This window comes from Mesorhizobium sp. P3_A2 (assembly GCF_056403115.1).
The window spans coordinates 940,081-951,586 of the sequence record NZ_JBFUGC010000001.1 but is presented as its reverse complement, the minus strand read 5'-3'; the positions used below and the strand labels follow the sequence as shown (position 1 = coordinate 951,586).

General features: G+C 59.2%; 10 protein-coding genes. 7 read left to right on the top strand and 3 right to left on the bottom strand.

Annotated elements, in window-relative coordinates; all coding sequences use genetic code 11:
• On the bottom strand, positions 1 to 1,306 hold a 1,306-nt coding region (locus AC1DXM_RS04465; protein ID WP_477231931.1), incomplete at its 3' end, for an Ig-like domain-containing protein.
• 817 nt (positions 1,307 to 2,123) lie between these two features.
• On the opposite strand from AC1DXM_RS04465, the gene AC1DXM_RS04460 reads away from it, so the two are divergent.
• Positions 2,124 to 2,348 (top strand): hypothetical protein, encoded by a 225-nt coding sequence (locus AC1DXM_RS04460; RefSeq protein WP_477231930.1) that lies wholly within the window; start codon positions 2,124 to 2,126, stop codon positions 2,346 to 2,348.
• Between the two features lie 30 nt (positions 2,349 to 2,378).
• Positions 2,379 to 3,977 (top strand): adenylate/guanylate cyclase domain-containing protein, encoded by a 1,599-nt coding sequence (locus AC1DXM_RS04455; protein ID WP_477231929.1) that lies wholly within the window; start codon positions 2,379 to 2,381, stop codon positions 3,975 to 3,977.
• Between the two features lie 889 nt (positions 3,978 to 4,866).
• Here the strand turns inward: AC1DXM_RS04455 and AC1DXM_RS04450 are convergent.
• On the bottom strand, positions 4,867 to 5,358 hold the full coding sequence (locus AC1DXM_RS04450; protein ID WP_477231928.1) for a tetratricopeptide repeat protein: 492 nt from the start codon (positions 5,356 to 5,358) through the stop codon (positions 4,867 to 4,869).
• Positions 5,359 to 5,949: 591 nt separating this feature from the next.
• On the opposite strand from AC1DXM_RS04450, the gene AC1DXM_RS04445 reads away from it, so the two are divergent.
• Positions 5,950 to 6,843: an alpha/beta hydrolase gene (locus AC1DXM_RS04445; RefSeq protein WP_477231927.1), complete on the top strand. Its 894-nt coding sequence runs from the start codon at positions 5,950 to 5,952 to the stop codon at positions 6,841 to 6,843.
• Positions 6,844 to 6,967: 124 nt separating this feature from the next.
• A complete protein-coding gene (locus AC1DXM_RS04440; RefSeq protein ID WP_477231926.1) occupies positions 6,968 to 7,669 on the top strand; it encodes a TetR/AcrR family transcriptional regulator in 702 nt (233 codons plus the stop codon).
• Between the two features lie 102 nt (positions 7,670 to 7,771).
• Here AC1DXM_RS04440 and AC1DXM_RS04435 read toward each other — a convergent pair whose 3' ends face one another.
• On the bottom strand, positions 7,772 to 8,371 hold the full coding sequence (locus tag AC1DXM_RS04435) for a TetR/AcrR family transcriptional regulator (RefSeq protein ID WP_477231925.1): 600 nt from the start codon (positions 8,369 to 8,371) through the stop codon (positions 7,772 to 7,774).
• A gap of 150 nt (positions 8,372 to 8,521) precedes the next feature.
• On the opposite strand from AC1DXM_RS04435, the gene AC1DXM_RS04430 reads away from it, so the two are divergent.
• The 3 genes from AC1DXM_RS04430 to AC1DXM_RS04420 all read left to right on the top strand — a co-directional run bounded on the left by AC1DXM_RS04430 (position 8,522) and on the right by AC1DXM_RS04420 (position 11,399).
• Positions 8,522 to 9,694, top strand: coding sequence for a patatin-like phospholipase family protein (locus AC1DXM_RS04430; protein WP_477231924.1), 1,173 nt, complete (start codon positions 8,522 to 8,524; stop codon positions 9,692 to 9,694).
• A gap of 105 nt (positions 9,695 to 9,799) precedes the next feature.
• On the top strand, positions 9,800 to 10,585 hold the full coding sequence (locus AC1DXM_RS04425) for an acetoacetate decarboxylase (RefSeq protein ID WP_477231923.1): 786 nt from the start codon (positions 9,800 to 9,802) through the stop codon (positions 10,583 to 10,585).
• Positions 10,569 to 11,399: a 3-hydroxybutyrate dehydrogenase gene (locus AC1DXM_RS04420; RefSeq protein WP_477231922.1), complete on the top strand. Its 831-nt coding sequence runs from the start codon at positions 10,569 to 10,571 to the stop codon at positions 11,397 to 11,399. The genes AC1DXM_RS04425 and AC1DXM_RS04420 overlap by 17 nt, the downstream gene beginning before the upstream one ends.
• Positions 11,400 to 11,506: the final 107 nt, after the last annotated feature.

The window sequence follows — 11,506 nt, the reverse complement described above, 5'->3', positions numbered from 1 at the left end:
CCGTCGCGCCGACGTCGGCGTCGCCCAGCGTGTAGGTCGMATTCGTGGCGCCGCCGATGTTGACGAAGCTGGAGCCGGTGTTGCGCTGCCACTGATAGCTGATGGTGCCGAGTCCGTCGGCGTCGGCCAAGGTGTTCGAGGCGCTCAGCACCTGATCCTCGGTCGAAGTGCCGGCAACCGTCACCGAACCGGTCGGCGCATCGTTGACGTTGGCAATGGCCGCGGTCGCGGCACTCGCAACGGATTCCGCCGTGCCATGCCCGTCGGTATAGCTTGCCACCACGCGAACCGTCGCGCCGACGTCGGCGTCGCCCAGCGTGTAGGTCGAATTCGTGGCGCCGCCGATGTTGACGAAGCTGGAGCCGGTGTTGCGCTGCCACTGRTAGCTGATGGTGCCGAGACCATCGGCATCGGCCAGCGTGTTCGAGGCCGTCAGCACCTGATCCTCGGTCGAAGTGCCGGCAACCGTCACCGAACCGGTCGGCGCATGATTGGCGCTAGCGATGTTGATCGTGGCTGTTGCCAGACCAGTATCGGTGCCCCCGTTGGCAGTTCCGCCGCCGTCCACCAGGGTGAACGTCACGGTGCGCGCCGACGATGGCGGAGCGCCCAACGAATTCGAATAGGAAATATGCTCGAGAAGTGTCGAGACCAAACTCGGCGTTGCGCTATTCGCCAGGCTTATGACGAGATCTGACCCATTGCTGCCGCCTGAAACCGCTCCAACCTTGGTGCCTCCCACAAACACAGAGCCGTTCGAGATCGTCACGGACGCGTCGGTGGTAATGGTGAGTTGGTCCGATGTCGCCTTGTTCTGAGTAATCGACACACGCAGCGATCCGCCGCCGAATTTCGACGAGTCAATGTCAGTAACGGTCGCCGAGGGGGCAATCTTTGCTGCTGAGCCACCGGGCGCATAGTTCAAGGTTGCGGATGTGCCGCTGCCCGCGCCGTTCAGATCCACAACAGGAGCATCATTCACCGGAGCAACGTTGATCGTGATAGATCCGGTACTCGACGAAACGCCACCTTGATTGTCGCGGACATTGAAATTGAAGGAGGCGGCACCGCCAAAATCAGCGGCGGGAAGGAAGTAAAAGGTATTGGTCGAGTAGACAGTGTTTATGAGGGCAAGTTGCGTATGAGCTGCGTCGAGGTAGAGGGTGCCGTTGGAAGGTAGCGCAGCCAGGATATACCCCGTGACCGTCCCATCCTGATCCGTTCCGCTTAAGGTGACAGTTATGAGATGATCTTCTGAGCCGCTGAAGCTGGTCTGCGGTGTGGCTTTGGGCAACTTGTTGGCCATAGGACATACCCCTGATGTTACTCATGGGGTTACCCGGCAATTGGGGGTAGCTCGGCGTTCTTACGGGCAGAGGTCACTCACCTCTGAGCAATAAAAACCGGCTTCGGACGGCGAAATCCCCGCCCAAATTTGACCTATTCGGAGCTGCCCCTATTTGGGTAGCGTCCCCAACCTTTTCCCTCATATTAGTGATATCTTAATTGTAGGAAGAATCCAATGCTTCAACGACGAATTTTAGCAATAAATAATGTTCACAGACAGAGTCGATCATGAGCTCTGTCAGTGCTCGTCTCTCGGGTGTTTCTTCCCTTTGTGACAAGCGGTGGGGCGAGGTTACCGCGGTAAGAGCGCTGGTTCGTCACCATTTCGTTTGAAAGTTAGTGACGGTGCTGAGTCGAAAACTGGAGGCCTCCTTCGCCTCCTTTGGATTACTAAGGCGACGCTCGCTACTCGTGCCGCGTCCGGAAAGCGCTGGACGCGCGGCCCTCACCATTCGATTGTACATACGTGAGCGTCCGCTTCCACAGTCGAGGCGCCCGAAGCTGCCTGACCGCTTTCGGCCCAACAGCTGCCCGGCGGTAATGCGCCGCATATCGATCATCACGCTGACCACCTCCGCATCCTGTAAGCGGCCATCGTTTGCTACCGCCCTTGGAGGGCCGCTCAGACAAGAAGCAGACTTCCCCAACTGACGCAAATAGGCGGCGGGCACTTGGAGCGTGGTAATGCGCAGTGACTTCGGCCGCCCAAGAGTCTAGGCTAGCATGCCTTCTGCCACCTCGTCTCCGAGGTTGGCTGCCGGATAGAGTGCTCCGCAATGGACCGCAAGCTCGCCGCTATCCTTGCTGCTGACGTCGTCGGATATTCTACCATGATGGAGCGCGACGAGGCGGGTACGCATGAACGGGTGCGCGCCGGTCATAAGGAACTTTTCGAGCCGACAGTAGCACGTCATCATGGCACTATCTTCAAGCTGATGGGCGACGGTCTGCTGGCGGAGTTTTCTTCTGTCGTCGAGGCGATGGAATGCGCGGTTTCGTAGCAACGTGGGCTGGCCGAGCGAAACGCCTCGTTGCCGAAAGACCAGCGCGTGGAAGTGCGCATCGGCGTCAATCTTGGCGAGGTGATTGTCGAGGGTGACGATCGGTTCGGCGAGGGCGTAAATATCGCGGCGCGACTCGAACAACTTGCTGAGCCTGGCGGTATCTGGGTGTCTGCGAAGGTCGCGCGCGAGGTTGAGAAGAAGCTGGCTTTCGGCTTTCAGTCGATGGGCCTGCAGAAGGTCAAGAACATCGCGGAGCCGGTTGAGGCATACCGTGTCACGACCGACGGCAAGGCCAAGCTCATGCGCGCGAGCCGCAGCCGCTCGCGGCTGCCAGTCGTGGCGACCTTCCTAGTGCTGGTCTTAGCAGTCACAGCGGTCCTGGCGTGGTGGCAGTTCTATGGAACAAAGCGCGAGATAGGCCAAGGTGGCATCCCGACCGTGGCGGTTTTGCCGTTCAAGAACATGAGCGGCGACACGACGCTAGATTATTTTAGCGACGGCATGACAGACAATTTGATCTCGATGCTGGCAGGCGTCACCGAACTCAAGGTGCTCTCGCGTAGTTCTAGCTTCGTCTACAAGGACAAGCCAACCGATGTCCGCCGGATCGGCCAAGAGTTGAACGTGGCCTACGTGATCGAGGGCAGTGTCTGGAAGGAGACGGACCGGGTGCGCATCACCGCACAGCTGATCGACGCGCGCACAGGCGAAAATCTCTGGGCGGAAAAGTTCGATCGCTCTGGAAGCAATCCCCTTGCGATTCAGGACGAGGCGATCGAACGCATCATTGGCACGCTTGGTGGCCAGCGCGGAAAAATGTACGACATGGAATACAAGAAGGTCTGGGAAAAGGACACGCCGGATCTTGAAGAGTACGACTTCTTCCTTCGATCCAATTTCTTCTTTGGGCAGTTTACGCCCGAGAGCCTGGTAAAGGCGACGGACATAATTCTTGACGGCTTGGCCAAATTTCCCGATTCGTCGCTGTTGTCGTGCGGACTGGCCTGGGATCACGTCTTGGCGGCTAACCTCGCTTTTGACGACAAGCCTGAAGAGCATTGGCGCATGGCATCTGAACTGGAAGCAAAGATTCTTCCGCGGGCTAACCTCGGACCCGACGCAAGAAAAAGCTGCTTGTGGTCATCCGTCTACGTCAGCGCTCATGAGGGCAAGTTCGATCTGTCTCTGCGTAGGGCCGATGAGGTGATTGCGCTTTCGCCCGGAGACGCGTTTCTCATCGGTGACCTTTCATCAGCAGCCCGCTTCAGTGGCTTGACCGACAAGGCCATCGAGCGAGCCGAATACGGGCTCCGGAACGACCCAAACTTCGCCGATTATTATCTCGTGATGAAGGCGAATGCCCTGACGGATATCGAAAAGTACGCCGAATCTGCTGCCCTGATCACGAAGGCGTCAGACTTCCTGATCACTGTTCCGCTGCTACGTGCCGTCAATGATGTTCATCTTGGAAAAATTGACGATGCACGCAGTGAAGTCCTCAAGGCACTTGCCATGCAACCGTGGCTCAAGGCCACGCGGTGGCGCGATATGACGTTCCATATCAATCCTGCAGTGATTGATCGACAGGTGGCCGACCTAGTGGCCGCGGGAGTGCCAATGAAGTAGTTTCGGTTGGAGGCCGGGTACAGTGCGTAGAGCATCCTTCCCCGCCTCGTTAGTTGCCTTCAGGTTGCACCGATTTGAATGTCAGCTTTGGACCCTCCGCTGCTAAAAGCTGCCAGTGCGGTTTCGGCCCCAATCGAGACGCTCCTTGCTCGTCGAAGAACGTCGTTAATGGTGCTACCGCGACTTTCCAATGAGAGACTGAAACACCGTCACGATCCGTCTTCGCGAGATAGGGCGAGTGAGGCGTTCATCGGGCGAAATGCAGCGTTGTAGGTGGGACAAGAACATCGAAAAACATTGGAGCAGATTTGAATGCTTTGCTGTCCCACTAATTCCTAACTCCCTGATTTAGCTTCTTTTCCAAGCATCCTCCGGGCCCACCAAAATTCTTAGATTTCAGCGGGTTAACCCGAATTCGCCGCAAAAGTGGGCCTATCTAGAGCTGATTGTTAGTTATTCGTACATCTGATCGTTTCCCGGAATCGGTGCAGCGTAAGGGCAAACGCGCATCCTCATCCCGGAGCTAAATTCTCCTGCTTGTTAACACCAGCAACACGTAGTGCAGATGCTCTTACTCTGAAAGATCTCCGAGTGATGAGTGCGGTGATCGGCGGCAACGACGTGCGAATAGGCGGGTTTTGATTGGACACAGATCTCCATTTCTGGCGGACGGCAGCTTTGCGCCTCATGTCAGCCACAGAGGACTACTCTGCCGGTGCCCGAGAGCAGAGATCGCTGATGCCCCCCAGACAGTAGGCTCCTGGACAAAAGTTTGAACGGGCAGCCGTTGCGGCCAAGATGGCGTCACCAAGGGAGTGGTGCCTTTCTGCCAGTTCTTCCAGAACCGAACCGTCTGCTCTCGTCTTCAAAGGCGCAATGCACGAAGTTACTAGTGCGGCATTCCCGCCATCTTCAGAGCCTCGACATACTTTTTCCGGTCTTCGGGTCGTCGGAACGGCGGCAGCACGTCAGCAATATTTACAAGCCGCAGCGCAGGAGCGACCTTCGCATGTCGCTCGATCGTCTCCTTCGCTTGATCTGATCGCCCGGCTAGGGCGTGGCTGGCGGCAGCAACGCGTAACGCGCTTGCGTAGTTGGGTTGCTGTCGAAGCGCCCGCTCCGCCCACAGTAACGCGTCGTCGTAGTGGCCGGCACAGAAGTGGGCCAGCGCGGTGCAGAACTGCCAAGAGTAAATTCGCAGATCGAGCGGACTGAGGCGCATTGCGCGCGCGGCGTGCTCAATTCCCTTGTCCGGTTGGCCCAAACACGTCTTGACCCAGCTGCTGTAGCCCCACGCCAAAGCCAGGTTTGGGTTGAGCGCAAGCGCTTCGTCGAGGCGGGCCGCAGCCTCTTCAATGTCGCCACCGACATAGCCAAGCACGTAGCCTCCAAACGAAAGCGCAATGGCATCGTCGCGACCGAGGTCGATCGCTCTAGAAGCAAAGGCAGGTTTGCACGGCTCGCGCTCTCTTAGTCGCAGAACATAATTTCATATTGACTTTATGGTCGTTTTGACTATTCTGTATGAATTGCGTCGACGGCCGCGTCTTCCAGGGTAGCGGGATTTGACAGTTTTTGGGCGATGAAACGGCCGGCTGCGCGCGTATAGAAATAGGTCAGACCCACAATGCCAACCTATGTCCGCCGACGTCAGTCGGGGAAATTCGGAAGCTCGCGCTTGGCGCTTTCGATTTTGGTGACCCTTTGCTTGGTCGCAAATGGCTGCGCGACCCGGGCGGGAAACGGGCCTCAACCTCCCGCGGTCACCACGAGCGAGGCCACGCGGGTTAACCTGCTGGTCGCCACAACACGCAAACCGTCGACGGACCCTGACCAACTTTATTCAGGAGAGCGCGGGACGGCAATCTCGTTGGACAGCGTCACCGTCACCACACCTGCGGATCGAAACCGAAAGATCAGTCAGGTCCAGCGGCCTTCACACCGTCCTTCTGATCCCGCTCGGGAGTTCGCCATGGCCGAGGTCGACAAAGTCGCAACGGAGAAGCAGATCTTCGATTGGTTCCGCAAGAACCGAAATGCAAAGCGTCAGGTGCTCATTTTTGTGCACGGCTACAACAACTCCTATGCCGACTCCGTCTTTCGTTTCGCTCAGATCGTTCTCGACACAGGAACCGACGCTGCGCCTATTCTCTTCGCCTGGCCCTCGCGGGCCAGGGTCTTCGACTATCTTTACGACAAGGAGAGCGCGAACTACTCGCGTCGAGCCCTGGAGGACTTGATCCTGCAGGCTTCCATGAGCCCCGACGTCGACGACGTCACCATTCTCGCTCATTCGATGGGGACGTGGCTTGCGGTGGAGGCGTTACGCGGCGTTGCCATGCGTAAAAACGGGATCCCAGCTAAGGTCAGGAATGTCGTCTTGGCGTCTCCGGATATCGACATCGACGTGTTTCGCCGTCAATTTGTCGAGATGGGGCCAAACAAGCCGCGGTTTACAATCTTCACGTCGACGCGGGACAAGGCCCTTGAGTTTTCGCGATTGCTATCGGGCGGAATTTCGCGTGTCGGCGGTACCGATCTCACGCCCTATGCGGCGGTTCTTGAAGAGCTCGGAGTTACCGTCATCGACACGAGCGCAATAAGGTCGGGAGATCCACTCGGGCACAATGGGTATGCCGATAGCCCGGAGATTGTTCGGCTGCTGGCGCAGCGCCTGGGCGGTCGATCGGTACCGGCAGGCGAAGCCAAGTTCTCGGATCGCGTAGCGTCACCCACCGTCTACGACCGGCCGTTGCCCCGCATAACGGCGCCCGCCCGAGTAGATAGCAACGAGGCACGCAAATTGTTGAAGCGCGAGCCTGTCACGTCGATGGGACAGATCGTTGATGGTCAGATCTCGTACTGACATATCTGTGTAGACGGCGGGCTCACTCCAGACTCAACGAGAGTGTGATCAACGGCGAGCTTGTTGTGGACGTTATGGTCAATATGACCTATTGTGCAATCCGTTGTTAAAGACAGGACCAACGATGGCGAAGATCAATCCTATTCGTCGAGCTGAAATTGGGCGTGAAAAGCGCGCGCGAACCCGTGCAGAGCTCGTTGCCGCGGCCAACTCGTTGTTCGCCAGACAGGCCGTGGAATCGGTAACAGTCGACGATGTGGTCAGGGAGGCCGCAGTTGCCAAGGGCACGTTCTACGTTCATTTCGATGGCCTCGAGGGTTTGACGGCGGCAGTCGCGGAGGAACTGGTCCAATCTTTCGACGAAATGCTGCAGTCCGACCGGCTATCACTCGACGATCCTGCCCTTCGGATTGCGTTCGGGTGCAGCGCATTCATCGACAAGGCCCTCAATGATCCTCGCTGGGCCAGCCTTGTCGCCAGGATGGCGACGGTAGATGCAAAGGGTGGCGAACTCCTCCGAGGCCGAATCTTCGAAGACCTGCAACAGTTCTCGAACAACCTTCCGGACGGCGGGGCATCCGCGCAGCTGAACCTGGAAATCGTCGTTGGGATCATGCTCCAGCTCATGCGCGCGCTTGGCGAGCGCAGGCTGTCGCCGCTCGATCGTGATGCGGCCATAAGCGCCATCCTGCGCGCGATCGGCCTCAATGCCCGGGAGGCAAAGTCGGTCCTCACGCGCTTGCCTACATCTGCTGACGGCGCAATGGCTGATGGCCCGCGGCAACGGAAGTCTCAGCGCCCAGGTGCGGGGGGCAGCGGGGCCTGACATTGGACTGCCGACCCTCACGCGGTCTCCGTTATCTGTTGGTTGAGGTTGCGTGCTTCGTCGCGACCCCACATGCGTCCGGCCGTGATGCTTTATCCAACCCTATTCGGCGCTGAGACCGAGGCCCAGAGCTCGAAGCGTTGCGTCGAGCGCTTGGCTGGTCGTTTCGGGACGGGGACCTCGCGCAACAATTCCGCGCGTCACCTCCAGCCATATTCCAATGGCGATGTCGGCTGCCAGCTCAACGTCGCGCACGCTCACTCGACCCTGAGCAATCGCTTCCTCGATGTCCGCCTTGAGGTTCGCGCGAACCCCTATGCCGAACTCAATGGGTGATTGCGAGCTCTGAATAACAAGGCGGGCCCAGTCCATGTCCGCGCTCGCTCTCTCCAGGAATTTCATGAAGGCGAAAGAGAAGCGCTCGATCGGATCCTGCCGCTCGAGCCTCGCAGGTGACAGCAGCTCATCAAAGCTCTGACTGAGCCCGGCCCCCACCGCAGCGGCCAGATCTCCGATGCTCTTGAAATGGCAGTAGAAGGTCCCCTTGGCAACGCCCGCGGCCTCGACCACAGCATCCACCGTAACCGCCTCGTGCGTACGTCCCCCAAGGAGCGTCGCGCCTGCTTCCACGATCTGCGCACGCGTCCGCGCCCGCTTCTCGCGCCCTATCTCTGCCCTGCGCGCCACATCGACCTTTGCCATGCGTCATGTCCTTTTTGCATTGCACCATTACGCAATTCTCATATTGACTATATAGTCGTTTTGACATATAAGTGCAAATTGAAAATTGGAGGTCGCGATGCGGACGGCGAAGGGCCGCGAGGTCACGCTCGGTGATAAGGAAAGCATTTGATGAACGTTCAGTCCCAGAAGGATTTCCGAACGGAGGAACGGCGTCTCCCTTTCGAATGCATTGCGTTGGTGCTGCAAGGCGGCGGGGCACTTGGAGCCTACCAGGCTGGCGTCTACGAAGCCCTTGCGGAAGCCGGCATTCATCCAGATTGGGTTGCCGGCGTCTCCATTGGCGCCATCAACTCCGCGATCATCGCTGGAAACGAGCCGGCCGAACGGGTTGCGAAGCTGCGGGCCTTCTGGCGCGAGATCACTGCCAATCCGCTTCTCGACTGGGCTGCCGCCACAGACGCTCTTGCTCCTAAGGGCAATCTGCCGCGCGCACTCTTCAATCAATTCAGTGCAGCCTGCGCGCTCGTCGCCGGCGCCCCAGGCTTCTTCAGCCTTCGGCAGCCCGCACCCTGGCTGCACACGGATGGCTCGCTCCAAGGTACAAGCTTCTACGACACCAGCCGCCTGAAGAGCACTCTGGAGCGGCTTGTGGACTTCGACCGGATCAACGCGGGCGGCATGCGTTTCAGTGTCGGCGCGGTGAACGTGCGGACAGGAAATCTCGTCTACTTCGACAACGAGACCCATACGATCCGGCCCGAGCACGTGATGGCCAGCGGATCCCTTCCGCCCGGCTTCCCTGCGGTCGAGATCGAAGGCGAACTCTACTGGGACGGCGGCCTCGTTTCCAACACGCCGCTGCAGTGGGTCGTCGAGCACGGGACGCGGCAAGACACGATTGCCTTCCAGGTCGACCTTTGGAGCGCGCGCGGTGAGATACCCCGCAACCTGGCCGACGTCGCGGCGCGGCAAAAAGACATCCAGTATTCGAGCCGCTCGCGCGCCCATACCGACCAGTTCAAGCAGTATCAGCGCGCCCGGCACGCTCTCGCCAACCTGCTTTCGAAGCTGCCGGCCGACTTGCTTGCCAGCGAAGAGGCAAGAATGCTGGGCGGGATTGCAGACCACAAGGTCTACAAGCTCGTGCACCTCATCTACCGCGCAAAACAGTATGAAGACCACTCGAAGGACTACGAGTTCTCGCGTTTGTCGATGGAGGAGCATTGGCGGGCCGGTTACTTCGATGCCGTTCGCACATTGCGCCATCCTGAGGCACTGAGTCGGCCGGACAATCTGGACGGGGTCAGCACCTATGACCTTGCCATCGACGGGCTGGAATAGCGGTCAGCCCAAAGACGATTGACGTCCCCTGCCGGTCGCGAAGGCGACCCGGCTTCTCCTGAACGGAAATGAACCGCTCGATCCAGCCCAAAGGAATTTCAAGCTATGCACCAAGACACTGTCCGGGCGAGGGCTTTCGCCATGCCCCTGACCAGCCCGGCCTATCCGGCCGGGCCATATCGCTTCCGAAACCGGGAGTATCTAATCATCACATATCGCACCGATCCGCAGAAGCTGCGCGACCTGGTGCCTGAGCCGCTTCAGGTCGTCGAGCCGCTCGTAAAATTCGAGTTCATCCGCATGCCGGACTCGACCGGCTTTGGCGACTACACCGAAAGCGGGCAGGTGATCCCGGTTTCCTTCCGAGGCCGCAAGGGCAGCTACACCCACTGCATGTTTCTCGATGACCATCCGCCGATCGCCGGTGGACGCGAGTTGTGGGGTTTTCCGAAGAAGCTCGCCAGCCCAACGCTTCGAACGGAGACGGATACCTTTGTTGGCACGCTCAACTACGGCCCGGTCCGCGTCGCGACCGGCACCATGGGCTACAAGCACCGAGCCGCCGACCTCGCAAGCGTGAAGGCCTCGCTCGCCCAACCGAACTTCCTCCTCAAGATCATTCCGCATGTCGACGGCACGCCGCGCATCTGCGAGCTCGTCGAATACCACCTTGAGGATATCGATCTGAAAGGCGCCTGGACCGGCCCGGCAGCCCTGAACCTTTGGTCACACGCACTGGCGCCGGTCGCCGAGCTGCCGGTCCTGGAAGTGGTATCGGCGGTTCACATCGTCGCAGATCTCACGCTCGCGCTCGGCAAGGTCGTGCATGACTACCTCGGGCAGGCCGAGCCTCGCCATCGGAAAGGAAGAATCCATGAACTTGCAGACTGACATTTCATCGAACAAGCGCACCGATGGAGCCGGCGGACGGCTCCTGGACAAGGTGGCGGTGATCACTGGGGCCGCGAGCGGCATCGGCAAGGAGATTGCGCTCAGCTTCGCCCGTGAGGGAGCAAAGGTGGTCATCGCGGACCTTGATCAGACCGCGGCGCAAAAAACCGCGTTCGAGATCGATCCGACGGGCAAATGTGCGCTCGGGGTTGGCATGGATGTCAGCAGCGAGGAGCAGGTGGAAAGCGGTATGGCGAAGGCGATCGAAAACTTCGGGCGCCTTGACATCCTGGTCAGCAACGCCGGCGTCCAGATCGTGGCGCCGATCATGGAGTTCGAATTCGCGAAATGGCGGAAGCTGCTTTCCATCCACCTCGATGGGGCCTTCCTGACGACCCGTGCAGCCTTGCGGCAGATGTACAGCCAGAACAGCGGCTGCATCATCTATATGGGATCCGTGCATTCCAAGGAGGCGTCGCCGCTCAAGGCTCCTTACGTCACCGCCAAGCACGGCCTCGTTGGCCTGGCGAAGGTCGTGGCAAAGGAGGGGGCCGCGCACGGCGTCCGCGCCAACGTGATATGCCCCGGGTTTGTGCTGACGCCGCTCGTCGAGAGGCAGATTCCCGAACAGGCTCGCGAGCTAGGACTCTCCGAGGCGGACGTGGTCAAGACCATGATGCTGAAGGAGACGGTCGACGGCGAGTTCACGACCGTCCAGGACGTGGCGGAAGCAGCGCTGTTCCTCGCGGCCTTCCCATCGAACGCGCTGACCGGCCAGTCGATGGTGGTCAGCCATGGATGGTCCATGCAGTAGCGGGGTTCGGAGACGCGCGTCTCATCGCGCGCTTCCGTCCTTGTCTAGATCGATCTCCACTTATTCGTCGTGCCTTTTTTGCATAGCACAATTGTACGATTCTCATA